Below are 26,637 nucleotides of genomic sequence, written 5' to 3'. Positions count from 1 at the left end.
ATGCTCCATCACACATGCTCTATGGACCATGCTCTTTGGAGCATGCTCCAAAAAACATCTTCAGAAGAACACCTGCAGCCCGAGGCTCCAGCCGATCGTGTAGTCGCGGATGGGCGTGAACGGCGCTTGGATCGACCCGACCAGCGAGCCGCGGCGGTGGAAGTTGTAGGCGATGGCCATCAGGCCGGTGCCGCGGACAGTGCCGAGGTCGCGGTACAGCTCGCCCGCGCGGTTGCCCGGGCAGAACTCGCGGCCGCCCTCCGGCAGCGTACAGAAGGCCGCGAGGCGGGTGTCGAGCAGCAGGCCGAAGCCGAGGTTGACCTTGCCGCCGGCCAGGCGCGCACCGACCTGGCCGCTGACGCCGAGGTCGACGGCCACCCCGGCGCGGCGGATATCGACCGCCGAGATCGCCAGCGCCTGCCAGTACCAGGTCATGTACGTGCGCGTGAACACCACGTACGGCGCGACCGCCACGATCGGCCCCGGGTCGACCGTGAAGCGCACCGTCCGCGTCGGCAGCGACGCGTTGAGCCCGGCCGTCATCACCCGGTGGATCAGCTTGCCCGCGTGCGGCGTGAAGCGCACCTGCACCCGCGTATCGCCGTAGCCGACGCGGGTCTCGCCCTGGGTGTCGGCGGCGCGGAACATCAGCAGCGGCGCCTGCAGGGCGAACGACAGCCACGGCCGCGGCGCGTACTCGCCGACGATCGACAGCGAGTCCATGGTGCCCGGATTGAGGCCGAAGCCGGTGTAGACGAATTCGTTGATCAGCAGCAGCCGGGTGTTGGCCCGCCCGCCGGCGCCGTTGAGGCTGTTGATCGTGCGCACCCCCTCGGACGCGCCGTGGCCGGGCACGTGGTGGGCGTGCGCGGCCGCGGGCGCCAGCGCCAGCGCGGCTGCCAACATTCGCGCCGCTCGCCGACCGCGACGAATCACCGGTCCCCCTTGATCGCGTGGCAATCGACGCACCCGCGGCGGTCCTTGGCCATCCAGTCGGCCACCAGCGGCGGGCGGATGACCTTGTTCATCTCGACCATGTGCCGCTCGAGCACCGCCGGGTCCATGTGCTGCATCCGCTTCGCCATGTGCGACTCGAGCTCGTGGCACTTGAGGCAGGTCCCGCGCGTCGACTGCGACGTCATCGCCGCGTGGTGCTCCTCGCGGCGGATGTTGGGGGCGAAGGCGGTGATGCAGCCCGCGCTCGAGCCCGCCAGCGCGGCCGCCAGCAGCACCGCCACTGCCGCTCCGCCGAGGCCGATCGAGGCCGGCCGCTGCCGCTCGGAGACGCGAGACATCACCTTCGCCGTGTAACCGATCCGGCAGGCGCCCGGCGCCCGCGCGGCCTCCTGCGACATCGGGTCGCATCGCTCCGCGCACCGCGCTGCGTGCGACAGCACGACGCATGTACACGGCCGCGGCCTCGCGCCTATGTTGGCCGTCCTCGTCATGACCCGCGCCGTCCGCTCGCTCCCCGTCCTGCTCTCCGCCCTGCTCCTCTCGGCCGCCTCCTGCACCAGCGAGAGCAGCAAGATCGGCACCCCCTGCGACAACGCCGAGCAGTGCGGCGGCGACCTGATCTGCGACGTCCACGAGGGCAAGGGCACCTGCCAGGAGCCGCACGACCACGGCACCGCCGGCGAGACCGACGATCACCACGAGACCGAGACGCACGAGACCGACGATCACCACGAGACCGAGGCCTCGAGCTCCGGCACCAGCCCCACCGAGGCCACCACGGACCACGGTGAGACCGAGCACGGCGACACCGAGCCCACCGGCACGACCGCCGACACCTCCTCGACCGGCTGATCTTCTCTCCATTACCCAAGGGACATGTCCATGTAGACATGCCCATTACGACACTCGAAGAGATCGGCTCCATCGAGCGAATCGACCTCCGCGCTCCGGATCTCGCAGGCTGCTCCGGCCGACGCCCTGAAGCCGACGAGGTCGGGCCCGCCATCCGGGCCGACCGCCAAAATCGGGCCCTTCGCCGGGGCACACGCGGTCCGCCACGTCCCCTGCCCGCGAGTCCGCCCAACGAACTGCCGCGCGACGACGGTCCGCCGCGCCGCGGCGACCCGGCGATCGCGCTGTCGCCCTCTCGGTCACGGCACCGCGGCGTACGCGTCGTCACTCGTCGAAGCGCGCGCCGTCGCCTTCTCGATCACGGCACCGCGGCGTCCGCGTCGTCACTCGTCGAAGCGCACGCCGTCGCCTTCTCGATCACGGCGCCGCGGCATCCACGTCGTCACTCGTCGAAGCGCACGCCGTCGCCTTCTCGATCACGGCACCGCGGCGTCCGCGTCGTCACTCGTCGAAGCGCACGCCGTCGCCTTCTCGCTCACAGCACGGACCGCCGCGTGAATGGCGTTCCTCGTCGAAGCGCACGCCGTCGTCCTCCCGATCACGACACGGACCGCCGCGACGACCGACGCACTCTTCCGGATCTCTCCGCTGGTCGACGACGACCGCACCGCAGTTCGCAGATCTGCCTGACCCCGTCTGCACCCCGCCGCGTTCGCGCGAAAATCGCGGCGGCGGGCCCGCGGGGGTATGTTGCAAGGCCGTGCCGTCCGCTCGCGTCCTCGCCCTCGGCCTCCTCGCCGCGCTCTGCGTCGCCTTCCCCGTGCGGGCCCACGACTACTGGCTCGAATTCTCGCCGCTCGCGCCCGCGGCCGGGGACGCGCTCGCGCTCAGCCTGTGGGTCGGCGAGGACTTCGCGGCCGAGGCGCAAAAAGCGATGGAGCGCGCGCGGCTGGTCTCGCTGCGGCAGGTCACCGCGCTCGGCGAGCTCGACCTGCTGGCGCAGGCGCGCGACGGCAGCACGCCGTTCCTCGACCTGCGCCTCGGCGGCCCGGGCGGCTACCTGTTCGGCCTCGAGCGCGACGCCTCGCGCATCGAGCTGAAGCCGCTCAAGTTCAACCGCTACCTCCGCCACGAGGGCCTGAATACCGCCCTCGCCGCGCGCAAGCAGGCAGGCGAGCGCCGGCAGCCGGGCCGCGAGCGCTACACCCGCTATTTGAAAGCCTTCGTGCAGGTCGAGGGCCCCGTCGACGACGTCTCGACCCGCGTCCTCGGCCACCGCCTCGAGCTCGTACCCGACCGCGACCTCGCCGCAGTCCGCCCCGGCCAGCAGCTCGGCGTACAGCTGCGCTTCCTCGGCAAGCCGCTGGCCGGCGCCCGCGTGGAGGCCTTCGCGCGCGTCCCCCACGGCCGCGTCGCCGAGCAGGCAGCCACCACCGACGCCGACGGCCGCGTCACCTTCACGATCGCCGCCGCCGGGCCGTGGCTGCTGCGCGCCGTCCACATCCAGCGCTGCGACGGCTGCAAGGACGCCGACTGGGAGAGCTTCTGGAGCTCGTACGGCTTCGCGGTCCGCTGACTGAATGTCTTTTGAAGCATGTTCATGTAGACATGCCCGAAGAGACACGCAAGAACCCGCGCCGAGGCCACGCCCCGGCGTCCGTCGTTCGATGAGATGACCTGTCGAGCATGTCCATGTAGACATGCCCTGAAAGACACGCTGCCTCCGCGCCGGGGTACCGCTCCGCAGCGGTGCCCCGCGAGGAGCCGGCGAGACCCCAGGGCCGCGAGCGCGCCTTCGTCCGCACTCGCCCCGCCCCGTCCTGCGAGCGACGTCAGCACCGCCCATCGGGCGAGCGAACCGCCGCCGCGCTCACCCGCTGGCGCGCCAGCCGCGGAGCAGCGGCGGGTGGCCGCAGCTGGCCCGCGAGCGGTAGCGGAGCTTCCCTGCCACCCCGGCGATCGCCGCCTTGTGCGCCTCGTAGTCGTCGGCGGCCAGCAGCAGCCCGACCTGGCGCTCGCCCTGCGAGCGGACCTCGCCGAGCAGCAGCGAGCCGAGCGGCCCGGTCAGGGCGCTGCGCAGCTCGGGCGCGCCGACCTCCGGGCTGTCCTCCGAGACAGTGTACAATTGGACATAAACTTGAGGACAGCCGGCGTCGCCGACCCGCGGGCTGCGGCGCGGCAGCAGGTCCTGCTGGGCCGCGTGGATCTGGCCGTCGTCGTACAGCGCCAGCGGGGTCGCGGCCGCGCCGGAGCGCAGGACCGCGTGGTGCGGCGAAGCTGTCCCATCGGCCAGGAGCAGCTGCGCGCTGAGCCACAGCGTCCCCGCGGCGTCGTGGCCGATCGCGCGCGGCGACGGCGTGAGGCCGCCCGGCGGCGCCGGCTCGGACGCCCACGCGCCGGCCGCCTGGTCCCAGAACCACGAGTCGGTCAGCTGCACCGGCGGCAGCTCGACGCGCTCCCACATGTCCCAGTCGCCGCCGGCGTGGATCCGCCACAGGCTGTCGGCGGGCCCGTCCTCGTCGAGGACGACGAAGATCGCCGGCTCGGGGGTCTCGACCAGGGACACCACCGAGCCGCGCGCCGGCGGCGGGTCGAGCACGCGCCACGACGTGCCGTCGAAGCGGGCCACGTACGGCACCACTTCTTCATCGATCTCGACCCCCGTGCCGATCAGCACCTGCCCGCCGCTCTCGACCAGCGCCGCGACCTCCTTCGGCGCCCGCGACTCGAGCCCCGGCAGCGGCGCGAAGATCCCCGTCGCGTCCTCCGGGCCCCAGCGCAGCACCCCCGACTGCAGCCCGGGCTGCGCCTCCTTGTCGACCGGACCGGCGCCGACCGACGCGAACAGCTCGCCGCTCGCCAGCCCCGCGACCCGCGTCGGCCGCGGCGCCTCCGACAGCCCCGCGACCTCGAGCCGCGGCCGGGCCGGCCGCGCCCCCTCGTCGTCGAGCACCACCAGCGCCGTCCCACCCGCGCCGTCGCTGCGCAGCGCGATCGCATGGCCCTCGGGCCATGTCGCATAGTCCACGTAGTAAGCCCCCGGAACCTCGGGGGCGGGCTCGTGCGGCGCCCAGGTATTCTCACGCCGGCGATACACGCGGTGAGCGGGATCGTCCCCGTCGCGGGCGACCGTCAGCCACAGGTCGTCGTCCCGCCCGCCGATCGCGCGCACGCGCCAGCCCTCGCTCGGGTCGGCCGGGTGCAGGCCGCCCAGCCAATCTGTCTCTTGGACCATGTTGCCGTCGGCGCCCCCGCGCGCCAGCATCAGGCCGCCGGACGTCACCATCTCGCCGTCGCCGAGGCGGTGCAGCGCGATCGGCCCGCGGCGGGTGGCCACGGCCTGCAGCTCGAGCTTGACTGTGCGCGCGGCCGTCGGCGCGTCTTCCTCGGGCTCGGCGGGCTTGCCCGCGGCGGCCGGGCTCGGGGTCGGGGCGACAGCCTTGGCGGGCGCCGGCGCGTGGGTGTCGCAGGCGCTCAGGGCGAGCGCGGCGAGCAGGGCGGATCGCGCGGGGCGCGGGGGTGGCTGGGCAGGCATCTTCGGTCCTCGCCCATCGTACCGAAAAAAGTCGCGTGTGCGCGACGCCGGACCGGTCGCGGGCGACCGCGTAGTGGCCGCCTCGGGCGCGCGCGGATGCAATCAATCGGCGTGGAGGACCACGCGCTCCCAGTCGGGGGAGTTGTTGAGGTACGTGTTGTTCCCGCAGCGGAAGCCGCCGTTGATCGAGCCGCCGCTGGTGTGGAAGCACAGGCGCCGCTCCGGATTCACGTCACCGGTGTCGCAGCTGTTGCGGTTGATCGGGTCGCCCTCGGCCGCGAAGCCCCACGAGAACGCGTCGCTGTAGTACCAGCCGGTCCCGTTGGCGTTGGTCGGCACGTTGCTCTGGCCGGTGTCGGCGGTCACCGACGCGCGCGGGCCGTGGGCCAGCAGCGTGTAGGTCCCGCTGCCGCTCGGGCGGCACGCCAGCATCAGGTTGGCCTTCCCGCATTGTTGCAAGATCTGCGACACAGTCGTCCCCGAGTGGCCGAACTGGTCGACGTAGCAGACCTCCCAGCCGACCAGCGACGCCGACTGCACGTTCTGCTGCGGCCCGAACGCGGTGTACTTGTTGATCACCGTCTTCTTGCAGTCGGGCTCGCAGCCGTCGCCGGGGATCTGGTTGCCGTCCTCGCACTCCTCGGTGCCGATCCACAGGATCCCGTCGCCGCACACCGCGTTCTTGCAGCTGGCGGTGCAGGCGTCGGTGTTCTCGGCGTTGGCGTCGTCGCACTCCTCGACGCCCATCATCACGATGCCGTCGCCGCAGCCGGCCAGGGCGCACTGGCTGGTGCACGCGTCGGCGTCGTCGGGGTTGCCGTCGTCACAGGCCTCGAGGCCGACGTGGACCACCCCGTCGCCGCACTCGGCGCCCGTGCACATGTTGGTGCAGTCGTCGCCGTCGACCGCGTTGCCGTCGTCGCACTCCTCGGTCCCGGCCAGCACGAAGCCGTCGCCGCAGGCCGCGAACTTGCACGAGTTGGTGCACGCGTCGTTGTTGAGCACGTTGCCGTCGTCGCACAGCTCGCCGGGGTCGAGCTGGCCGTCGCCGCACTTGGGCCCGTCGGTGGTGTTCTGGCTGCCGGTCTCGCCGGTCGTGTCGGCGGTCGTGCTCGGGTCGTCGGTGGTCGAGCCGGTCGTCGTCGTCGACTGCGCCTCGGTCGTGCTCGCCTCGCCGGTGGTGGTGGTCGTGGACGGGCCCGAGGTCTCGCTCACCACCGCGCCGGTCTCGAGCGCGCTCCCCTTCGCGCATCCTCCCGCCGTCGCCGCGCCGACCACCAGCGCCCCAAGCCAATGCCTTCGCATGGTCCAACTAGACCACCCGGGGCCCGGCTTGACAACGTTCATGGCCGCGCCTGCGGGCGCGCGCGGGCGCGCAACCACATGTCCCTACGGACAGGAAACTTCGGTTACCACAGCCCTGCCGCGCGCAGGTGTTGCAGCGCCCGCTGTAGCACCTCCTCGGGCGGCCCGCCGCTGTCGATCTCCGCGGCGATCGCCGCGTGCTCGGGGCGCAACGGCTGCCACGCGGCGCGCGCCTGCTCGTACACCGACACGTCCGCGTCGGAGATGTCGCCTGTCCTGCGGGACAGGCGTTCGCGGACCGTCGGCTCGTCGGCGGTGCACACGAGGATGTGCGCCGGCACGCCGAGGTCGTCGGCCAGGGCGACGAACGGCGCGCGCTGCGAGTCGAGCTTGAAGTTGGCGTCGACGACCACGCGCTCGCCCTCGGACAGGCGGGCCTCGGCCAGGTCGCGGCAGACCGCGTAGGTGCGCTCGTTCCAGGCCGGGGTGTAGACCGAGGCGTCGGCCGACGCCTCGCTGGGCACGCCGGCCATCTGCTTGCGGACCGCGTCGGAGCGGACCCACGAGAAGCCCTCGCCGGCGAGCGCGCGGGCCAGCGTCGACTTGCCGGTCCCGGGCAGGCCCATCACCAGCAGCAGGCAAGGAGCCAGCGCGGGGGCCTGCAGCTCGCGCAGCGCCAGCAGCAGGAACCGGCGGGCCCGCGCCTGCGCGGCGGCGGCCTGCGCCTCGGGCACCTCCGACTCGCGCGCCTTGAAGGCCTCGACCTTGGCCCGCACCGTCGCGCGGTAGGCCACGTACAGCGGCAGCAGCGCGCGCCCCTCGCTCGCCTCGTCCTCGGGCGCCGCCGCGAAGTAGCCCTCGGCCAGCGCCTCGGCCAGGTCGCGCCGGCCGGCCTCGCGCAGGTCCATCACCAGGAACGCCAGGTCCGCCACCGGGTCGGCGCAGCGGAACTGCTCGCCGAACTCGATGCAGTCGATCACCACCAGGTCGTCGGGCGGCTCGCGCTCCGGGAACCAGTACACGTGCTCGAGCCGCAGGTCGCCGTGGGTGTCGCGCGGCACGTGCCGCCGCGCCCGCCCGTCGATCGCCGCGTGCCCGCGCGCCAGCGCCTCCTCGGTGGCCCGCTCGACCCGCGTCAGCAGCTGCTCCGTCACCACCCCGAGCCCGGCCAGCTGCACGAAGTTCTGGCGGCAGTTGCCGGCCACCGCGGCGAACGTCGCCCACGCCGAGACCGCCGGCCCCCGCCGCGCCCGCGCGTGGAACCCGGCGATCGTCGCCCCCAGCCGCTGCATCAGCGCCGCGTCGGCCTCGCCGGCGGCCACGCGCGCGCCGAGCCGGGCCGCGTCGGGCAGCCGCCGCATGTGCACCACCCAGTCGATCACCTCGAGGTCGCCGCCCTCGTCGAGCTCGCGGCCGACCCGCACCTCGTCCTCGACCTGTACGACGGGCAATGTCCCAAAGTACACGTCGGGCGCCAGCCGGCGGTTGAGCTCCACCTCGAGCTGGCAGAAGTGACGCCGGCGCGACAGCGTCGAGTAGTCGAGGAACTCGAGGTCGACCGGCTTCTTCAGCTTGTAGACGTCGTCCTCGACGAGGAACACCACCGAGACGTGGGTCTGGACCACCTCGACGCGGACGCCTTCGGCGCGCCCGAAAGCGCGGGGGTCCGAGAGGGCGGCGATCAGCGCGGCGAGCTCCATGGCGTCCTCGAAGGCTGCCACGGCCAGGCCCCGCCCGTCCATGCGCGAGTGTCACGGCCGCGCGTCGTCACGCCGACCGCGGACCACCGACCCGCGCGTCGTCTTCGCAGTGCATCACCCGAGGCGCCGCGCCGCCGCCGGACACCTGCGCCGCGGACGCCGGCCACGCGACGTCACGGCAGGAGCCGCAGCGCCTGGATCCGGCGAACCACCCGCTGATTGACGTCGGGCACGAAGCAGGTCGAGTGCTCGTGCGCCCCGACATCCTCCGCCAGCGCGAGCCGCGGCGGCGCCGCGCCGGCCCAGTGTCCGCTCACGCCGGCGTCGAGCCCCTGGGCGCTGACGATCGGCACGGTCCCGTCGCCGCCGCCGGCCACCGGCACCGCGCGCCGCCCGGGCGACAGGTCCCAGCGGTACGCGGTCTCGGTCGGCATCCCCGCGGCGTACAGCATGAAGGTGCGCGGATGCGCGTAGCCGGCCAGCAGCCGGTGAAACGACTGCGCACAGGCGACCCCCGACCGCAGCGACGCGCGGTAGACGTCCCACCGCGCCAGCGCCCGGGCCGCGCGGGCCCGGTCGGCGCGCAGGCGCATCTCGTGGAACTCGGGGAAGCGCCCGTCCCACTCGTCGTCGAGCTCGACGAGCCGCGCCTCCGCGGCCCGCGTCAACGCGTCGGGCGCGTCGCCGAAGCCCTCGTTCAGCAGCGTCTGCAGGTCGGCCACCGGCAGCTCGGGCACCACGCTGCGCGGCCCGCCGCTGAGGTAGTCGGCGTAGATCTCGGCCGCGGGGACCACCTGTCCCGAAGGACCGGTGAGCCAGCCCTCGTAGACGTGGTTGGGCATCAGCTGCAGCGGCCCCTCGGTGCCGCTCATGATCATCGTGTAACCCCACCAGGTGCCGCCGAGGATCCCGGCGAAGATCTTGCCCTCGAGCCCGGTCGCCTTCTCGTTGCCGAGGCCCTCGACGAACCGGCGGTAGGCCACCACCGCGCCGTTGCACGGCTGGACCACGTGGACGATGCCCTTGACCAGGCCCGCCACCCCGCAGCCGGCCGGCGCGCAGGCGTAGCGGGCGACCAGGCCGCCCATGCTGTGCGTCACCAGGATCACCTTGTCGACCCCGTGCTTGTCGAGGACGTGGCGGATCCGCCGGGCCAGCAGGGTCGCCCCGTTGGAGACGGTGCGCCGCCAGTCGTAGCCGAACGCGTACACGGGGTGCTCGCCGGCGGCGTGGGCCCCGCTGTTGAACGCGATCTCGAGCGCCTTGAGGATCTCGTAGTAATAGCCCTGCGACACCCCGCCCCAGCCGCGCTGGCGGCCGTAGAAGGCCGGGTCGCCGCTCGGGTCGACGGCGCGCCAGATCTTCTCGAGCTCCTTGTCCCACGAGATCGGGTCGCTGAGGATCTCCGCCATCCCGGTGCGCACGCTGAGCAGCTCGGCGGCCCGCTCGGCCGAGCGCATCGACCAGCCGATCAGGTTCTTCTTGCTGTCGGGGTCCCACAGCTCGTTGTGCGCGACGAGCCGCATGCGCGAGCCCATCACCCCCGGCACGAACACGATCGGCAGCGGCTTGCCGGTGCGCAGCGTGTTCTCCTTGCCCTGCTCGAAGATCCGCGCCGCCTCGATCTCGCGCACCGTCAGCTGGTCCTCCGCCATCCTCCCCTCCTCAGTGCCGCGCCACGCCGGCGACCATCGCCGAGAACCCCGCCTCGCCGATCCCCTCGACCTCGCGCTCGATCACCGCGAGCCGCAGCGACAGCCCCGGCGCCACCGCCACCCGCGCCCACGTCGACCCCAGCACCGTGCCGTACGGGTCGCAGCGGTCGAGCCGCCACTGCCCCCACGTCGCCTCCGCGCCGGCCAGCGTCGCCTCCCCGGCGCCCAGCGGGTGCACCACCAGCAGCTCGCCGGGGCCGGCTCGCCCCACGCCTCGAACTCTGACTCTCCGGGCATGTCCGAAGAGCCCTGGTCCAAGATACATCTGACGTCGCCGCTCGCGTTCGTGAACCGGTACACCCGCGGCGGCCGCAGCCAGGTCGGCAGCGCCAGCGGCGTGCCGTGGGCCCGCCGGTGGGCCCAGCCCGGCGGCAGCGAGCCGCCGCCGATCGCCGCCACCAGCGCGAGGAACACGGTGTCGGCCCACTCGCGCGCGCTCTCGAAGCGCAGGGTCCACATCCGCCCGCGGTCGTCGCGGAGGGCCGCGACCCACACGCCGCCGGCGATCTCCGGGTCGGTGATCGTCAGGGTGCGGGCCGGCCCGAGGCCGGTGTCGACCTGTCCTTCGGGCCACCCTGGATCGCCGCCGAGCGCCCGCGCGGCGCTCTTGCGGTTGGCGGCGATCATGTCGGCCGGGCGCACGTCGGCCGGCAGCGCCTCGACCTCGATCACCAGGCGATCGGCCTCGCCGCCGCCGGCCTCCTCGAACACGTAGCCGGTCCGATCGGCCAGGTCGTCGGGGACATCCAGTTCGTACGGGTCGCACAGCCGCAGCACGCGTCCACCTCACATCCCGTACAGCTCGCGCAGCTTGGCCTGCGTCGCCGCGTCGAGCTCGCCGGTCGCCGGCAGCCCCTCGCGCAGCTGCAGCCCCCACAGCGCCAGCGCCGTCGCGTCGTCGAGCTCGCCGGTCACGCGCCCGTGGTAGTAGCCGAGCTGCCCGAGCCGCGCCTGCGCCCCCGACACCTCCGACACCGGGTCGAGGTGCCCGAGCCGCAGCCGGTACATCCGCTTGCGCTCCGGGAACTCGACCACCGCCTCCGTCGCCTCGCAGCCGATCGCCTCGACCAGCCGCCCGTCCCCGTCGGTCCTGCCCTCTCGGACAGGTTCTTCCATACCTGTCACAAAGAACCTGTACGAAGCCCCGGCCAGCGGCTCGTCGCCCTCGACGAAGCGCAGCCGCACCTCCGCGCCCGCGGGCGCCAGCTTGAAGCGGTGCGAGGCGCCGGTCGCCCGCGCCTCCCACCGGGCCGCCGGCTCCGGCACGAACAGCGCGTCGCCCGGCAGCAGCGCGCTCGGGTCGCGCGCCCGCTCGCGCAGCGCCGCGTTGCTCGGGTGGTCCCAGACCTCCCGCCAGTCGACGCCGTGGCGGGCCGCGATGCTCCCCGCGCACTCTCCCTGCGCCACCCGGTGACTCGCCATCGCCCCGCCACGGTATCCGCCCGCCCCGGCCGACGACAAGCCGAACCCGCCGCCGCGCGCCCGTGCGCCTGCCCCCGCGGGCGCCTCCGCGCCCCGCGAAACCGCGCGGCCGACCGGAGACCGGGCTGTCCGACCGATCGGATATGTCCTATCAGACATATGCAACGAGGCCGCGCCCCTTCGATGCTGTCCGACCGACACGCGCCGCCCGCTCACCGCCTGCGATTCGTCTCGTGCCACGATTCCGGTCCACGAACGCGGTGCCCACAATCGCCGTCGTCCGCTGCCCACAATCACTCGGCCGCGGCCCACATGTTCGCGCCGCGCCGCGGGAAGGTGATCTTGCACGTCCCGGACGGCAGCCCGCGCACGACGGCCTTGCCGTCGGGGCCGAGCGAGCCGCGCAGCTGCCTGCCGTCGGGCAGCTCGATCACGTAGGGCTCCCAGGCCACGGCGGCGCCGTGCGCGTCGACCAGCTCGAGCCCGATCCAGTCGGTCTCGATCAGCTGCGTGTCGGCCTCCTCGGCCGCGCGCTCGGCGGCGACGCGGCCTGCCTGCCCGGACTCGCGCGCCGGCGCCTCGCGTTCGTGGACGAGTCGCCCGCGCACCAGCAGATCGACGAGCCAGCGCCGCAGCGCCGCGCGCTCCAGCCGCGACGCGTCGATCGCCGCCGCCGCGAACAGCAGCCCGCGCAGCGCCGCGGCTGTGTCCGATGTCAGCGCCAGCGCGTCGACAGTGCGCTCCGCGACCTCGCGCGACACGCCCACGCCGCGCCCGGCCATCAACCACCATTGCTCGCCGAAGCGCCCCGCGATCGCCACCTTGCGCGCCACGCCGCGAATCTACACCAGCCGCGTCGGAGCCGCCGCGATCGAGACCGCGCCGCGCTCTCGCGCGCCTCACTTCGACTCGCCGGCCGCTCGCACGCGTGCAACACTGCTGCCGCGCCGCGATGAACGACCACGCCTCGGACGACCGCAGCGGCCTGCTCGCTGCAACGCGCTACAGCTTCACGTGCAAGGGCACCCAGGGGGTCGTCTGGCACGTCCGCCGCTTCGACCTGGTCGAGGGGCTGTCGGAGCCGTACCGCCTGCACCTCGAGATCCTCACCGACGATCTGTCGGTCGACCCGAGCCACCTCCTCGGCGCCGAGTGCGACTTCTTCATCGAGCGCGACGTCGCCGCGCGGGCCGTCTACGGCGTCGTCGCCCGCATGCAGGAGCTCGGCGTCGTCACCGACCGCCTCGTCCTCGGCGTCGACCTCGTGCCCGCGCTCGCCCTGCTCGGCCAGGTCGTCAACACCCGCTTCTTTCAGGAGCAGAGCGTCCCCGACATCCTCCGCCAGGTGCTCGAGCCCGGCCTCGAGCTCGAGGGTCGGCGGCTGCGGCTCGACCTCGACGCCGCCGCCTACGAGCCGCGCGAGTACTGCGTCCAGTTCCGCGAGACCGACCTCGAGTTCGCCGCCCGCCTCATGCAGGAGGAGGGCATCCTCTACTACTTCGAGCACCCGGTGAACGGCGGCCCCGAGGTCCTCGTGCTCGCCGGCGAGAGCGACCGCTGCAAGCCGCTCCCGCTCGAGGGCGGGCGCGAGCACGTCGACTACCTCGCGCGTCAGACCGGCACCGCCCTGCGCCAGTCCGTCGACAGCCTCACCCCGACCTGGTCGCTGCGGACCACCTCGATCGCCCAGCGCGACTTCGACTGGCTGCACCCCAGCGATTCGCCGTACCAGCGCGAGCGGCGGTCGAAGGACCTCCGCGGCCGCGACCGCGAGGTGTTCGACCACGACGAATTGCGGCTCCACCGCGACGACGGCAGCAAGCGGGCCAAGCGCAAGCTCGAGCAGCAGGCGGCCCAGACCCGCGTGTACTTGGGGACAGGTGACGTCACCGAGCTCACGCCCGGCTACACCTTCTCGCTGGTCGGCCACCCGCAGCCGCAGCTCGACCGCGAGTACCTGCTCGTGCGCGTGCGCCACCGCGGCGCCGCGCCCGAGGAGGACATGTACGCCGGCTCGGGCGGCCAGAGCCGCTACGACAACGAGTTCGAGGCGATCCCCGCCGACCTGCCGTGGCGGCCAGAGCCGACGCTGACGCGCCCGCGCGCCCACGGCCCGCAGACCGCGATCGTCGTCGGCCCCCAGGGCGAGGAGGTGCACACCGACGAACACGGGCGGATCAAGGTCCACTTCCACTGGGACCGGATCTCCCCGTTCGACGACACCGCCTCGTGCTGGATCCGCGTCGCCCAGAAGTGGGCCGGCCCCTCGTGGGGCGCAGTCTTCATCCCGCGGGTCGGCATGGAGGTCCTGGTGGAGTTCCTCGACGGCGACCCCGACCGCCCCGTCGTCACCGGTTGCGTCTACAACGGCCAGAACCGGCCGCCGTACGACCTGCCGCTCGAGAAGACCAAGAGCACGATCAAGACCGAGACCAGCCCGGGCGGCGGCGGCTCGAACGAGATCCGCTTCGAGGACGCGGCCGGGGCCGAGGAGATCTACATCCACGGCCAGCAGGACATGAACACCGACGTCATCCGCGACACCACGCGCAAGAGCGGCCGCGACGACTCGAGCAACGTCGGTCGCCACCAGAAGGACGACGTCGGCGTCGACCGCACCGCCAGCGTCGGCAACAACGAGTCGCTGACCGTCGGCGTCGATCAATCGCTCACCGTCGGCAACAACCAGACGATCTCCGTCGGCAACAACCAGACCCTCACCGTCGGCTCGATGCAGAACGAGACCGTCGGCGCCAACCAGACGATCTCCGTCGGCGCCAATCAGACGTCGACCATCGGCGCCAATCAATCGACCACCGTCGGCGCCAGCATGACCCTCAGCGTGTCCGGGGCGATGAGCGTCACCGGCGGCGGCAGCAGCACCACCAGCGTCGGCGGCAGCAGCACCACCACGATCGGCGGCACCAACACCACCAGCGTCGGCGGCAGCAGCACCACCAACGTCGGCGGCGCGACCAGCATGACCTTCTCCGCGTCGCACGACCTCAACGTCGGCGCCGCGCGGACCACCAACATCGGCGGCGGCGACACCCTGAGCGTCGCCGGCACCCTGTCGATCACCGCCGCCTCGATCACCCTGTCCGCCGGCGGCTCGACCGTCGAGATCGGCCCCGGCGGCGTCACGATCTCCGCCGGCGCGATCGTGTCCATCACCGGCGCCATGGTCAATGTCAACACCTGACCGCCTCGCGTGGGCGCTCGCGCTGGCCGCCTGCGGCCCCGCAGCGCCCACCGAGAGCGCCGGCACCGAGGCCACGACCTCCGCCACCGAGGTCACGACCTCCGCCACGACGACCACCACCGAGGCCACGACCTCCGCCACGACGAGCACCACCGAGGCCGCGACCTCCGAATCGCCCACCGAGCCGACCACGACCGGCGGCTCGCCGCTCGACTGCGACGCGGTTTGCGACGAGCCCTGGACCTTCGACGGCGACCTCTCCATCACGCCCGGGCAAGATCCGGCGGACTTCGAGTGCATGCGCGAGGTCACCGGCCGCCTCGAGATCACGGGCTTCAGCGGCCCGTTGCCGGGCCAGCTACGCGCGCTGCAGCAGGTCGGCGACCTCCTCCTCATCGTCGAGAACGACGGCCTCGCCGACCTCGCGAGCCTCGAGTGCCTGCGGCGCGCCGACGAAGTGTTCATCCTGGACAACCCGGCCCTCGTCGACGTGAGCGCCCTGGCCGGGATGGAGACGACCGCGGCCCTGACCGTCGAGTTTTGCGACGCCCTCGTCGACCTCTCGCCGCTGTCGAACATCGCCGGCGTCCGACGGCTCAGCTTCCGCTTCGACCCGGTCCTCGCCGCGCTGCCCGCCTTGCCGGTCGGGACCTCGCTCGACCGGCTGACGATCGAGCAGTGTCCGGCGCTGACGACCCTCGACGCGCTGGCCGGCGTTCGCGGCACTCCTGCATCGATTCAGCTGCTGCGCTCGACGGGGCTCGCCAGCATCGCCGGCCTCGGCGGACTGTGGGACACGGGCGACCTGTCCACTGGCTCGTTGATCTTGCACGACCTCCCGCTACCGTCGCTCGCCGGCCTCGAGGCCATGCAGGGGGCCGGGATGCTCGAGATCGCCGGCCTCCCGCAGCTCGACTCGCTGGCGCCGCTGGGCGGTCTGCGCCGGGTCTCCCAGCTCCGACTGCACGACCTGCCGGCCCTGGCCTCGCTGTCGGGCCTGTCGAGCCTCGAACGCCTCGACACCCTCGAGCTCGGCCGTTGCGTGCCCGGCAGCGGACCTCCCATCGTCGATCTCACCGGCCTCGGCGCCGTCACCGAGATGCAGGCGCTCCACCTCGCCGACGGCCCCGCGTTGCAGTCGCTCGCCGGCCTCGACGCGCTCGCGACCGGCCCGAATGAAGTCATCGCCGTCGACAACCCCGCGCTCGACCCCGACGAATTCGCCGCCTTCGTCGCCGCGCACGCGGTGCCGGTGAGCTGCCAGGACCCGCCGGAAGCGTGCATTTGCACGTGGCCGGAGGTCATGCCCTGATTCGCCGTTCATCACCCGGACTCCCGCGGGAACCTCGGCGTGAAATGTCCTTTGAGACAGGTACGTCGGAATAATGGCACGCTCGAAGCATTGCGCGTCGTCCTGGCGCGCGAACCAGCGAGTCGTGACCGACCGGCGACACGACCTGCGCGACAGGCGAGGGCGGCCCCAAATACCCCGGTAGTCCTCGCCGCCCGCTCGCGCAGTTGCGCCGCGCCCCCCAGCCGCGTATCGTCCCGGCATGGCTTGGGAGAAGCACTGGCTGATTTGTCTCGGGGTGTTGTCGGCTTGCAATCCTCAGGGCGGCGACACTGCGACGGCCGGCGAGAGCGCCGGCTCGACGGAGCCGTCCCCCGGCGAGTCGTCGACGGGTGGCAGTGAGACGTCGACCGACGCGCCGACGACGAGCGGTGGCTCGGGCGACGAGCTGGGCTGCGCCGACGTGCGGTGGGCCCACGACGTGCCGAAGCTCCACACGCTCATGGACCTCGCCGTCGATTCGCGCGGGCACGTACGCGCGACCGAGAGCGAGCCCGGCACGTTCCGCGTCCTCGACCTCGATCCGCAGGGCGTCGAGCTCGCCCCGCTCGAGGTCTCGACCCCGGAGGTCTCGGCCCGCTGGGGCGGGGTCGACGGCGAGGGCAACGTGCTGCTGCAGGTCGAGCAGAGCACGCCGCAAGCTCAGCGCGACTGGGTGCGCAAGTACTCGGTCGACGGCGCGCTGCTGTGGGAGGTCGAGTTCGATCTGGCGAGCGACGGCGGCGTCCTCGGGCGGCCCATCCCAGGACCCGACGGCTCGACCGTCGTCACGCACACGAGCTCGCTGGTCGCGCTCGACTCCGCGGGCTCCGTGGCGTGGAAGCAGCCCAACCCCGACTTCATGCAGGCGTTCGCGCGCAGCTCCGCGGGAGTGACGGCCGCGGTGGTGCTGACGACCCGGAAGGTGCGAGCCCTGGGCCCCGACGGGGCCCAGCTGTGGGAGGTCGAGTGGGGCAAGGAGGCGCTCACCGAGCGCTTCGTCGGCGTCGACGCGGCCGGCGGCGTCGTCATCGGCGAGCAGCTCAACGGTCTGGCCCGCTTCTCGAGCGACGGAGCGCTCGAGTGGGAGAGGACCGAGGCCGAGGTCGGGGTGACCATCGGCGCGCTCGCCATGAACGAGGCCGGGCAGATCGCCGTGCTCGGCCATCCGATCGAGCCAAACGGCCCGCCGACAGCGGTGCGCCTCGGCCCCGACGGCGCCGAGGTCGGCCGCCGCGCCTGCGCCGAGCTCGCGAGCGAGCTGGTGGCGATCGACGACTCGGGCCGGATCACCGTCGCCGGCTACGACTTCGACGACGGCCAGTACGACTGGTGGGTGGTCGCGTTCGCCGATTGACGTGTCCCGGGCGACATGTCCTCGCGGACATTCACACGAGCGCGATTACACGACGCTTGCGAGCGCCCCTACTCTGGAGCGCATCTGCATCCGGACAGCCCCGTCGACAGCGGAGCGCTCGGCACGTCCGCCGGAGCGCCCGCTCCGGCGTCACATGCTCCTCAGGACATGTCCGAAGGAGCATTCAGCGTCCCGAGCAGCTCGCGCCATTCGGGCAGCTCGGGGCGGCCGGGTTTGCGCTCGCCGAACAGCAGGGCGATGTTGTCGCCCTGGGCGTCGAACAGCTCGAGCGAGGTGACCACTCCGTCGTCGGTCGGCTTGTCGACGACGAAGGCGCGGGCGACGTGGTCGCGGCGGAGGTGGAGGTTGAAGCCCGGATCGAGGACGTTGATCCACGGGCCCATGGGGACGATCTTGCGCACCGGGCCGGTGTGGATCTGCAAGCAGCCGGGGTTGCCGACGAAGATCATGATCGACAGGCCGCTGGCGGCGGCGGCGTTCAGGACCCTGTCGACGCTGTCGGTGCCGACCGGGCGGACGAAGCCCTCGGGGGCGAGGCGCATCGCCTGCAGGCGCGACACGCCGTGCTTGCGCAGCAGGCCGAAGAAGTCGTGGGTGTCGCGCAATTCCCGCCAACCGGCCTGAAGCGCGGCGACGTCGATCTCGGCGTCGGCCGGGTCCGCCTTGCGGGCCGGCCGCGGGGTCAGCTCGATCGCCTGGCGCTGGTCCTCCGCGCGGAAGATGTCGACCAGCATGCGGTACTCGGCCAGCTCGGTCTTCTCCTTGGCGTAGACCTTGTGCACCGCGTCGCCGTGGGCGTCGAAGAAGTGCAGGCTCTGCTTGCCGTCCTCCTCGACCGCGAACCCGTGGGCCCACTTGGACAGGAACAGCCGCAGGTCGATGGGGCCGCTGCCGTGGACGATCCCGTGCGGGCCCGAGATCTCCGGCTCCGTGTATTCGCCGATCTTCTCGTGCACCGCGCTCTCGTTGCGCGTGAGCGCCATGACCTCGCCGAGCAGCGGCAGCCGGCGCAGGATGGCCGGCCAGTCGTCGACGAGGCGGACCGTGGTGGTGCCGCACTCGGTCGCGCGCAGCTCGGCCTCGCTGACGCCGAGGCGGGTCGCGGCGTCGCGGATCCGCAGCTTCGGCTCGCTTTCGCGGAGGTCACGCCAGGCGTGGGCGAGGGAGGTCGAGGAGGATTGAGTGGCAGGTTGCATGGCGAGTCCGTCGCGGGATGTATGGATCGGGTTCAAGCAGCGGGCAGCTCGGCCCAGCGGAAGCTGACGTAGCCGGGGGTGCCGGCCTCGTCGTAGAAGCCGAGCATCTCCAGCTTGTAGTGATTGCCCTCGGGCGTGCGAATCACGTACACGCGTTCGGGCTTCGGCGAGAGGGTGTGGTCCATGATGTTGTAGTCGAACCAATTATCGAAGGCGTAACCGGGCTCGACGTTGGCCATCTCGCCGCCGGTGCCGGGGCCGCTGGCGTCGTCGCTGATCCAACCATCGGTCGGCACGGCGGTGACCGCCTCGAAGCTGGTGCCGTCGAGGATCGCGACTTGCGCGCCGCCCTTGCCCGAGGTGCCGCCGTTCGACTTGAGGTTGAAGCGCAGGGCCGCGAGGTCCCACACCTTGTCGTCGGCCGGGTCGGCGGGCTCGGCTGCCCCGCGCGACTCGAAGTCGAAGTAGGTCCACGCCTCCTCGTCGGTGGCCTCGATGACCGACTCGTAGCTGCCGTCGCCGAGGTCCTCGGTGACGACCGGGCCGTCGTTCGGCAGCTCGTCGCCGTCGGTGGTGTCCGACGGTGAGCTCTCGGTGCAGGCGGGGAGGGTGACGGCGAGCGCCAACGTGAGCAGCAGGGGGCGGGTCATGGCTTGCGTGTCCTTTTGGGCAGGTCGGTGCGGATCCGGGCCGAGATCCCGCCGTAGAACAGGCGGGGTACGAGCGGCAAATAGGCGGCGTCGCCGGCGTTGAGCAGGTTGTCGACGCCGGCGAAGAAGGTGAGCTTGCCGCCGAGGATGTCCTGGGCGACGCGCAGGTCGACGTTGGCGTACGGCGCCACGCGCAGCGGCTCCTCGACGCCGTCGCCGTCGTTGTCGGCGTAGTAGAACTGCTTGCCGAACACCGCGGCGCGGACCTGGGCCGAGGTGCCCGAGCGCGGGTGCTTCCACCGCAGGCGCGCGCTCGAGTGATGCGCAGGTCGACCCGGCAGGCGCCGCTTGAGCTCGAGGTCGCGGGCGTCGGTGAAGGTGTAGCTGACCTCGGCGTCGATCACGTCGGTGAACTTGATCGCCAGGGCCGCCTCGACGCCCTGGCTGCGCGCGGCGCCGACGTTGATGTATTGAAAGGCGTTGTCGGACCCGAGCATCAGGGTGGTCGCGTCGAGGGCGATCAGGTCCTTGAGCCGGTGGTGGAAGTAATCGAAGGTGAGGGTGCGGCCCGGGGAGAGCCGCCAGGCCACGCCGGCGGTGGCGCTGCGCGCCTTCTCGGCCTTGAGGTCGGGGTTGCCGGCGACGCGGTAGCCGGCGGCAGGATTGGCGAAGGCGAGGTAGAGCTCGCGGAAGGCCGGGGCGCGGAAGCCGAGGCCGGCGCTGGCGCGCAGGGTCAAGCTCTCGGCCGGGTCGATGCGGAACGCCAGCCGCGGCGAGCCGTAGCCGCCGAACTGCGAGTCGAGGTCGAGCCGCGCGCCGGGGACGATGATGACCAGCGGCCTGAGGGCGACCTTCCACTCGTCCTGGGCGTAGAGCGCGAACCGCTGGCGGTCGGACGCGGCGGTGGCGAGGCGCGGGGTCGAGAGGTACTCGAGCTGGGTCTCGATGCCGGCGCTGAAGAGGTGCCGCCCGGCGATCATATGATCGTACTGGGCGCCGAGCTGTCCCAGAGTATCCTTGGTGCGCTGGGCCTGGTCGAGGGCGTTCGACTTGCGCTGGTCGAGGGCGTAGTGGTCGTCGAAGTAGGCCAGGTGGGCGACGAGCCGCAGCCGCGCGGGCGCGGCCCAGGTGATCTCGGGGATGAAGCTGACCGACGCGGTCTGGGTCAGGTTGCTGCGGTCGAACACCGCGCCGGCGGCGTTGCTGTCGACGCCGTGGAGGTCGCGCCGCTGATAGTCGGCGGTGAGGCCGAGGTTGATGTCGCGGCGCACGCGGAACTCGGTCCGCTGCGAGGCATTGAAGGAGTGGCCGGCATTGCCGGTGGTCGAGGGCGTGCTGCGGTCGCGATCGAAGCCGGCGGTGTAGTGCCAGCCGCCGCTCCAGCGGGTGCTCCAGCGCCCGCGCGCCCCGCCGATGGTCGCGCTGAGGTCGGAGGTGTGGAAGCTGCCGTAGCGGGCCCGCGCGTCGAGCTCGAGCTTCCGCGCGGCCCGCCGCGTGATGATGTTGATGACCCCCGCGATCGCGTCGGCGCCGTACAGCGAGCTGCCCGGGCCCTTGACGATCTCGACCTGGGCGATGTCCTCGGCGGGGAAGCGCGACAGGTCGATGACGCCGCCGACGCGACCGGTCGCCCGCTGGCCGTCGATGAGGATCAGCACGTACTTGGAGTCGAGGCCCTGCATCTGGATGCCGACGCCGCCGGCCCCGGCGAAGCTGCGCAGCACCTGCAGGCCCGGCTGCTCCTCGAGCACGCCCGCGAGGGTCTCCGCCCCCGAGGCCTCGATCGCCGCGCGGTCGACCACCCGCGTCGACACTGCCACGTCGCCGATCGCCTGCTCGGTCCGCGCGCTGGTGACGACCACGGTCTTGATCTCCTTGGGCGGACGCACGTCGGGCGCCCGCTCCCGTCGCGGCGGAGCCCCATGAACAGGGGTCGCAGTGGTCGCAGTGGTCGCGGTCAGCAGCATGGCGAAGAGCAGCGGCGCCGATGGAAATTGAAAACTGATTTCAAATTGATCGACAGCCACGCCGAGGGCGTCAAGAGCGCGCGCCGTGATGTTTCTCAGCATTGAAAATCAAAATCATTTGGAGGAGAACGACCGTGTGGCCGGCGAGGCGGGGATGCAGCCCGGGGCGCGCTGGGAACGGTGGTTCGTGCTCAGCCTGGCCGCGTTGTTGCTGGTGGTGCCACCGATCGTACGCGAGCTGTACCCCTTCTCGCTGCCGTCGATGTTCTCGCGGGCGATCGAGCGGCTGGCAGTGTACGAGGCGAGAGACCCGCGCGGAGCGCCGGTCCCGCTGGAGCGCGTGCGGCTGCACGTCCCGGAGTGGCACGATCCGCCCGTCCGCACGCTCGGGCGCGCCGGCTACGGCCGCCGCAAGCCGGCCAGCGCGCACGTCCTCGGCGAGGTCGCCAGCCCCGCCGAGGTGCAGCGCGCGGTCCGCTGGGCGCTGCGACGCGACCCCTCCCTGCCGGCGTCGGTGACGGTGACCCAGACGGTGCTCGGCCGCGGCGAGCACGGCGCCGTGGCGGTGCTGTCGCGCGCGGAGTGGACGATCGCGCGGTGACGCGGCGAGCGCGAGGGACACGGACGCGGACGGCCCGGAGCCCGCGCGGGCCCGAGTTGTCGACGACGCGCTGCTGTGCGGGCTCGACGGCCGAGCAGCTCGGCCGTGCCGCTCCGTCGACCTCGCCAGCGCTCGCTTTGTCGGCCCTGCGAGTGGTGCCAGCGATACCTCGGTGAGCGTGAACTCGAGCTCCGGATGGAGTCGTCGCGGCGACCTGTCCAGGTGAGCGTCGACTCGGTCGCCCGATCGATGCTGTCGGCGAGGTCGTGCAGGAGCGGGCGTCGGCGATGGTCGGCATGTCCGAGTGGCCATGTCTTGAACGCCATGTCTGATGAGACATGTCTCACGAGACATGAGATCAATGGGCCGCGCGACGGCGGCGCACGTGGGCCTCGATGCCGTCGAGCAGGCGCTGCAGGCCGAACTCGATCTCGGGCGGCAGGCTGTCGGGGGCCGCGTCCGGCTCCGGCTCCGGGTCGGCGAAGACCCGGGCCAGCGTCGGGTACCGCGACAGGTCGATGACGGAGGTGAGGACGCGCTGATACTCGGCCTCGGCGCGCCGCCGGTCGGTGGCGTCCGGGACCGACCGGTGGAGGTCCTGCTGCACCTGGCTCATGCCGCGCACCGCGGAGACCGTGTACATCGCGGCGGACATCGCCTCGAGGCCGGTGAGGCCGCCGGCGGTCATCGCTCGCAGCAGGCGCTCGAGCCAGGCGAGCTGGTTGGGGCCGAGCGGCGGGTGGTCGAACTGCAGGCGCAACAGCCACGGGTGGGCCGCGAACACGCGCCAGATGTCGGCCGCCCACGCCAGCACGCTGGCGCGCCAGTCCTCGCCGGTGTCCGCGGGCGGCTGGCCCACGACCGCGTCGGCCATCGCCTCGAGCAGCAGCTCCTTGCTCGGCACGTGGTTGTAGAGCGACATCGTGGTGTAGCCGAGCTCGGCCGCGACCCGCTGCATCGACACCGCCGCCAGCCCCTCCGCGTCCGCCAGCGCCGCCGCGGCCTCGACCACCCGCTCGAGGCTGAGCTGCGCCTTCGGCCCGCGACGCCCCGGCCGACCCCTCCCCCACAGCAGGTCGGCGCTGCGCCTCATGTCGTGCGAGTCGTCGTCGTCCGTCGCCATCCCGGCCCCCCGCGGAGGGTCCCCTCTTTAAAACTATGTATACGATACATTAAATCGTGTATCATCTACATAGTTTTCTTCGAAACGGAGCCCCGATGCCGCCCAAGCCCCCTTCCTCGGCCGTCCGCGCCCGCCTTCCGCGCGGGCTGGTGCCGCTCGCGCTCACCGCGCTGGCGTTCCTCGTGTTCTCGCTGCCGCCGTACCTGTCGCTGGACCCCGCCCGCTCGCGGGTGCCGCCGCCCGCCGACGTGCCGCTGTACTTCCCGGCGCTGGTGGTGCACGTCCTCTGCGGGGCGGTGGCGATGGTGACCTGCTGCCTGCAGATCTGGCCGTGGCTCCGGCGCCGGCGCCCGGACGTCCACCGGCTCGCCGGCCGCGTCTACGTGCTCGCCGGGGTGCTCCCGAGCGCGCTCGCCGGGCTTTACGTGGCCTGGAACTCGCCGTTCGGGCCGGTCGCGGGCGCCAGCAGCCTGGTCCTGGCGCCGCTGTGGCTCGGCGTCACCGCGATCGGGATGCTGCAGATCCGGCAGCGCCGGGTCGGCGAGCACCGGCGATGGATGCTCCGCAGCTTCGCCCTGACGATGTCGATCGTGATCAACCGGCTCATCGGCGTGCCGATCATCGTCGCCCTGTACCTGCTGCTCGGCGCGGGCGACGAGCAGGCGCTGCAGCGCATCGGCGCGGCGATCATCACCTGGACGAGCTGGATCCTCGCGCTCGTGCTGGTCGAGCGCCACCTGCGGCGCGAGTCGGCCGGGTCACCCGCGCGGGATGTCCTCGCTGAACCGGCGCCGCGCTGAGGACGGCCGCCCGCTGCGTCGAGCGGGCGGAGGTCGGAGGCGAGGCGCCGCGCGGCGAGACGAGCGGGCGAGGCGGATCCTCGTGCGCTCGAGACGAGCGCCCACGATGACGAGCGCCCGCAGGGATGGGCCCCGGCTGCAGTGAGACGGGCCGACGGACGGCCGCGACGAATGCTCGCTCGAAGATCGACGCCGGGGACGGAAGATCCACAATCGGTCGGCGATGCCGGACGACCTCCGACATACGGCCGGCGGGCGGGTGCTGCGCCTGCGCGGGCTGGACTTCGCGCGCCATTCGGTCCGCTTCGCCTTCGCGGTCGACGGGCTGACTTTCTCGACCACGTATTGGTACGAGGACGTCGACTTCGACGCGCTGGCGGCCGCGCACTCGCGCGAGGCGCTGCAGCGGCTGATGTTCCACGTGGCGGCGCTCGAGGCGGCCAAGCTGTGCAGCCTGCGACCGCAGCGGCTGTGCTTCGGCGCGTGGGCCCGCTTCTGGACGCGCGAGCTGGCGGCGCTGTGGCGGGCGCTGTTCCGCGAGGTGTGGGCCCAGTGGCGCTACGAGAACGACGACCCGGGGTACCTCGGGCCCGAGGTCCTGGCCGACGAGGCGGACGCGGGCGAGCCGCTGCGGCCCGCGGTGGCGCCCCCGGTCGAGACCCTGCTGTTCTGCGGCGGCGGCAAGGACAGCCTGGTGGCGATGCGCCTGCTCGAGCGCGCGGGCGTGGCGTTCGACACTCTCGGTTATTCGTCGTCGATCTACGGGCCGGCGGCGCTGCAGCACGGGCTGCTCGACGGGCTGGTGCGGCGCTGCCGGCCGCGACGACACTTCCATCAGTGGATCCTCGAGGACTTCCTCGATTCGCCGGTGCTGCGGCTCCACCCCGAGCTGGCGATCCGCACGCTGTGCGCGGCCGAGACGCCGACGTCGATCTTCGCCGCGCTGCCGATCGCGCTGCAGCACGGGCACCCGGCGATCTCGCTCGCGCACGAGCGCAGCGCCGACCGGGGGCAGCTCGTCTGGGACCGCACCGGCGAGGAGATCAATCACCAATGGGGCAAGTCTGCGGCGGCCGAGGCGCTGCTCAATGATTATCTACAGCGCCACCTGCTCGCCGGGGTCGCGTATCACAGCGTGCTCAAGCCGATCTACGACCCGGTGATCTTCGCCATGCTGCGGCCCGACGCGGACGACGTCGCCTTCACGCACTCGTGCAACCTGCGCAAGCCGTGGTGCCTGCGCTGCCCGAAGTGCCTGTACGTGTGGCTGGGCTGCGCCGCGTTCCTGCCGCGCGAGGTGGTGCGGCGGACCTTCGGCGACGACGCGCTGCTGGCCGACCCCACGCTCGCGCCGGCGTTCCTGGCCCTGCGCGCGCGCGGCGGGCGGCAGCCGTTCGAGTGCATCGGCGGGCCGGAGGAGGCGACGCTGTTCCTCGCGGCCTGCGCGGCTCGCAAGCTGCGCGGCCCGGCGACCGCGGACTTGCCCGACGCGGCGGCGCTGCTGAGGTTGGTCGAGCGCTACGCGGAGGTCGACCTCGCCGGCTCGACGATGCCGCCGGCGCTCGGCGAGCGCGTGGCGCCGGAGCTGCTGGCGGGGGCGCGCGCGGCCAGGGTATACCTGCGCGGCGTGCTGCGCGGAGCGACAGAGGCGTGAGCGCGGCGCCGATGATCGCGCTGGAGCGGGTCCGCAAGGACTACGGCGAGGTCGTGGCGATCGCCGACGTCTCGCTCGAGGTGGCCGAGGGCGAGCTGCTGGTGCTGCTCGGCGGCTCGGGCTCGGGCAAGACGACGGCGCTGAAGACGATCAACCGACTGGTCGAGCCGACGGCCGGTCGGGTGCGGGTGGCCGGCGAGGACGTGCGCGCGCTGCCCGGGCCGCTGCTGCGCCGCCGCGTGGGCTACGTGTTCCAGCGCCTGGGGCTGTTCCCGCACATGACGGTGGCCGAGAACATCGGCGTGACGCCGTCGCTGCTCGGCTGGCCGCGCTCGCGGATCGACGCGCGCGTCGACGAGCTGCTGGCGCTGGTGGAGCTCGAGCCTGGGTCGTTCCGCGAGCGCTCGCCGGCGGCCCTGTCCGGCGGGCAAGCGCAGCGGGTGGCGGTGGCGCGGGCGCTGGCCGCCGAGCCGCGGGTGATGCTGCTCGACGAGCCGTTCGGCGCGCTCGACCCGCGCACGCGCGGGCACCTGCAAGCGGCGCTGATGAACATCCGCGCGCGGCTCGGCCTGACGATCGTGTTCGTGACCCACGACGTGGTCGAGGCGCTGCTGCTCGGCGACCGCATCGCGGTGATGCGCGCAGGCCGGGTGGTGCAGGTCGGCACCGGCCGCGAGCTGGCCCACGCGCCGGCCGACGCGGAGGTCCGCTCGCTGCTGACCGAACCCCTCGAGCTGGCCGCCGCCGCGCGAGCCCGCTTGCTGGCGGAGGCGCCGTGAATTCATTTAATCAGGGGCCGCCAGCGCGGGTGAGCGAATCGCGGGAGTCGCGGCCGAGCCGACCGTGGATGGCGGCAGGGCGCTGTGATTCACGCCTGCAATGGCGCCACCGCGGAGCGCGGGTGAGCGAATCTCGGGAGTACCAGCCGAGCCGCGCGAGGCGAGCGTCGGCAGGGTCCTTTGTCTCGCACTCAAAATGGCGCCACCGCGAAGCGCGGGTGAGCGCATCTCGGGAGTACCAGCCGAGCCGCGCGAGGCGAGCGTCGGCAGGGTCCTTTGTCTCGCACTCAAAATGGCGCCACCGCGAAGCGCGGGTGAGCGCATCTCGGGAGTACCAGCCGAGCCGCGCGAGGCGAGCGTCGGCAGGGTCCTGCGTTTCGCGCGCAAAATGGCCACGCCGCGAAGCGCGGTCCCGGGCGCCGACAATGCCCTGCGATTCGCGTCCGCAATGGCCGCACCGCCCAGCGTGGG

General features: G+C 72.5%; 23 protein-coding genes. 10 read left to right on the top strand and 13 right to left on the bottom strand.

Translation table 11 applies throughout. The features are described 5' to 3' along the window. Positions 1 to 60: 60 nt before the first annotated feature. Together O0S08_RS01455 and O0S08_RS01450 are read right to left on the bottom strand one after the other, a co-directional pair. On the bottom strand, positions 61 to 906 hold the full coding sequence (locus O0S08_RS01455) for a hypothetical protein (RefSeq protein WP_269037135.1): 846 nt from the start codon (positions 904 to 906) through the stop codon (positions 61 to 63). Positions 907 to 932: 26 nt separating this feature from the next. Beyond that, entirely contained in the window at positions 933 to 1,295 is a 363-nt protein-coding gene (locus O0S08_RS01450) for a hypothetical protein (protein ID WP_269037134.1), read from the bottom strand. 151 nt (positions 1,296 to 1,446) lie between these two features. Here O0S08_RS01450 and O0S08_RS01445 point away from each other — a divergent pair, with 151 nt between their 5' ends. The 3 genes from O0S08_RS01445 to O0S08_RS01435 all read left to right on the top strand — a co-directional run bounded on the left by O0S08_RS01445 (position 1,447) and on the right by O0S08_RS01435 (position 3,385). Continuing rightward, positions 1,447 to 1,809 (top strand): hypothetical protein, encoded by a 363-nt coding sequence (locus tag O0S08_RS01445; protein WP_269037133.1) that lies wholly within the window; start codon positions 1,447 to 1,449, stop codon positions 1,807 to 1,809. A gap of 558 nt (positions 1,810 to 2,367) precedes the next feature. After that, complete coding sequence (locus O0S08_RS01440) at positions 2,368 to 2,499, top strand: hypothetical protein (protein WP_269037132.1); 132 nt, start codon at positions 2,368 to 2,370, stop codon at positions 2,497 to 2,499. 70 nt (positions 2,500 to 2,569) lie between these two features. Continuing rightward, positions 2,570 to 3,385 carry a DUF4198 domain-containing protein gene (locus O0S08_RS01435; RefSeq protein ID WP_269037131.1) on the top strand — a complete coding sequence of 272 codons (816 nt, stop codon included), beginning with the start codon at positions 2,570 to 2,572 and terminating at the stop codon, positions 3,383 to 3,385. Between the two features lie 294 nt (positions 3,386 to 3,679). On the opposite strand, the gene O0S08_RS01430 is transcribed toward O0S08_RS01435, so the two are convergent. The 7 genes from O0S08_RS01430 to O0S08_RS01400 all read right to left on the bottom strand — a co-directional run bounded on the left by O0S08_RS01430 (position 3,680) and on the right by O0S08_RS01400 (position 12,319). Next, on the bottom strand, positions 3,680 to 5,344 hold the full coding sequence (locus tag O0S08_RS01430) for a hypothetical protein (RefSeq protein WP_269037130.1): 1,665 nt from the start codon (positions 5,342 to 5,344) through the stop codon (positions 3,680 to 3,682). A gap of 102 nt (positions 5,345 to 5,446) precedes the next feature. Beyond that, entirely contained in the window at positions 5,447 to 6,649 is a 1,203-nt protein-coding gene (locus O0S08_RS01425) for a DUF4215 domain-containing protein (protein WP_269037129.1), read from the bottom strand. 104 nt (positions 6,650 to 6,753) lie between these two features. Next, positions 6,754 to 8,391 carry a bifunctional aminoglycoside phosphotransferase/ATP-binding protein gene (locus O0S08_RS01420; protein WP_269037128.1) on the bottom strand — a complete coding sequence of 546 codons (1,638 nt, stop codon included), beginning with the start codon at positions 8,389 to 8,391 and terminating at the stop codon, positions 6,754 to 6,756. Between the two features lie 131 nt (positions 8,392 to 8,522). Beyond that, entirely contained in the window at positions 8,523 to 10,004 is a 1,482-nt protein-coding gene (locus O0S08_RS01415; protein WP_269037127.1) for a lipase family alpha/beta hydrolase, read from the bottom strand. Positions 10,005 to 10,085: 81 nt separating this feature from the next. Then, positions 10,086 to 10,841: a hypothetical protein gene (locus tag O0S08_RS01410; protein ID WP_269037126.1), complete on the bottom strand. Its 756-nt coding sequence runs from the start codon at positions 10,839 to 10,841 to the stop codon at positions 10,086 to 10,088. Positions 10,842 to 10,850: 9 nt separating this feature from the next. Next, on the bottom strand, positions 10,851 to 11,486 hold the full coding sequence (locus O0S08_RS01405; protein WP_269037125.1) for a peptidoglycan-binding domain-containing protein: 636 nt from the start codon (positions 11,484 to 11,486) through the stop codon (positions 10,851 to 10,853). Positions 11,487 to 11,779: 293 nt separating this feature from the next. Then, a complete protein-coding gene (locus O0S08_RS01400) occupies positions 11,780 to 12,319 on the bottom strand; it encodes a hypothetical protein (RefSeq protein WP_269037124.1) in 540 nt (179 codons plus the stop codon). Positions 12,320 to 12,438: 119 nt separating this feature from the next. Between O0S08_RS01400 and O0S08_RS01395 the strand changes: the two genes are divergently transcribed. The 3 genes from O0S08_RS01395 (at position 12,439) to O0S08_RS01385 (ending at position 17,375) form a co-directional block, all read left to right on the top strand. Beyond that, positions 12,439 to 14,688, top strand: a complete 2,250-nt coding sequence (locus tag O0S08_RS01395) for a type VI secretion system Vgr family protein (RefSeq protein ID WP_269037123.1) — start codon at positions 12,439 to 12,441, stop codon at positions 14,686 to 14,688. Beyond that, positions 14,675 to 16,000: a hypothetical protein gene (locus tag O0S08_RS01390; RefSeq protein WP_269037122.1), complete on the top strand. Its 1,326-nt coding sequence runs from the start codon at positions 14,675 to 14,677 to the stop codon at positions 15,998 to 16,000. Before O0S08_RS01395 ends, O0S08_RS01390 begins: the two co-directional genes overlap by 14 nt. A gap of 241 nt (positions 16,001 to 16,241) precedes the next feature. Continuing rightward, entirely contained in the window at positions 16,242 to 17,375 is a 1,134-nt protein-coding gene (locus O0S08_RS01385) for a PQQ-binding-like beta-propeller repeat protein (RefSeq protein WP_269037121.1), read from the top strand. Between the two features lie 161 nt (positions 17,376 to 17,536). Here O0S08_RS01385 and O0S08_RS01380 read toward each other — a convergent pair whose 3' ends face one another. From O0S08_RS01380 to O0S08_RS01370, 3 genes are read right to left on the bottom strand one after another with little or no spacing between them, the layout of a single operon-like run. After that, on the bottom strand, positions 17,537 to 18,592 hold the full coding sequence (locus O0S08_RS01380; RefSeq protein WP_269037120.1) for a hemin-degrading factor: 1,056 nt from the start codon (positions 18,590 to 18,592) through the stop codon (positions 17,537 to 17,539). A gap of 32 nt (positions 18,593 to 18,624) precedes the next feature. Continuing rightward, on the bottom strand, positions 18,625 to 19,242 hold the full coding sequence (locus O0S08_RS01375; RefSeq protein ID WP_269037119.1) for an HmuY family protein: 618 nt from the start codon (positions 19,240 to 19,242) through the stop codon (positions 18,625 to 18,627). Next, positions 19,239 to 21,131 carry a TonB-dependent receptor plug domain-containing protein gene (locus tag O0S08_RS01370; RefSeq protein ID WP_269037118.1) on the bottom strand — a complete coding sequence of 631 codons (1,893 nt, stop codon included), beginning with the start codon at positions 21,129 to 21,131 and terminating at the stop codon, positions 19,239 to 19,241. Before O0S08_RS01370 ends, O0S08_RS01375 begins: the two co-directional genes overlap by 4 nt. A 166-nt stretch (positions 21,132 to 21,297) precedes the next feature. Here O0S08_RS01370 and O0S08_RS01365 point away from each other — a divergent pair, with 166 nt between their 5' ends. Beyond that, positions 21,298 to 21,810, top strand: coding sequence for a hypothetical protein (locus O0S08_RS01365; RefSeq protein WP_269037117.1), 513 nt, complete (start codon positions 21,298 to 21,300; stop codon positions 21,808 to 21,810). 358 nt (positions 21,811 to 22,168) lie between these two features. Here the strand turns inward: O0S08_RS01365 and O0S08_RS01360 are convergent, their stop codons facing one another. Further along, positions 22,169 to 22,903, bottom strand: a complete 735-nt coding sequence (locus tag O0S08_RS01360) for a TetR/AcrR family transcriptional regulator C-terminal domain-containing protein (RefSeq protein WP_269037116.1) — start codon at positions 22,901 to 22,903, stop codon at positions 22,169 to 22,171. A 125-nt stretch (positions 22,904 to 23,028) separates the two neighbouring features. Between O0S08_RS01360 and O0S08_RS01355 the strand changes: the two genes are divergently transcribed. From O0S08_RS01355 to O0S08_RS01345, 3 genes are all read left to right on the top strand, one after another. Next, positions 23,029 to 23,733, top strand: a complete 705-nt coding sequence (locus O0S08_RS01355; protein WP_269037115.1) for a DUF2306 domain-containing protein — start codon at positions 23,029 to 23,031, stop codon at positions 23,731 to 23,733. A 223-nt stretch (positions 23,734 to 23,956) separates the two neighbouring features. Next, on the top strand, positions 23,957 to 25,387 hold the full coding sequence (locus tag O0S08_RS01350) for a MurL-like N-terminal domain-containing (protein WP_269037114.1): 1,431 nt from the start codon (positions 23,957 to 23,959) through the stop codon (positions 25,385 to 25,387). Then, complete coding sequence (locus O0S08_RS01345; RefSeq protein ID WP_269037113.1) at positions 25,384 to 26,166, top strand: ATP-binding cassette domain-containing protein; 783 nt, start codon at positions 25,384 to 25,386, stop codon at positions 26,164 to 26,166. Before O0S08_RS01350 ends, O0S08_RS01345 begins: the two co-directional genes overlap by 4 nt. The last annotated feature ends 471 nt before the right edge of the window (positions 26,167 to 26,637 follow it).

This window comes from Nannocystis punicea (genome assembly GCF_026965555.1).
GTDB lineage: Bacteria > Myxococcota_A > Polyangia > Nannocystales > Nannocystaceae > Nannocystis > Nannocystis punicea.
The sequence above is the reverse complement of the archived record's forward strand: the minus strand, read 5'-3'. Positions and strand labels throughout refer to the sequence as shown.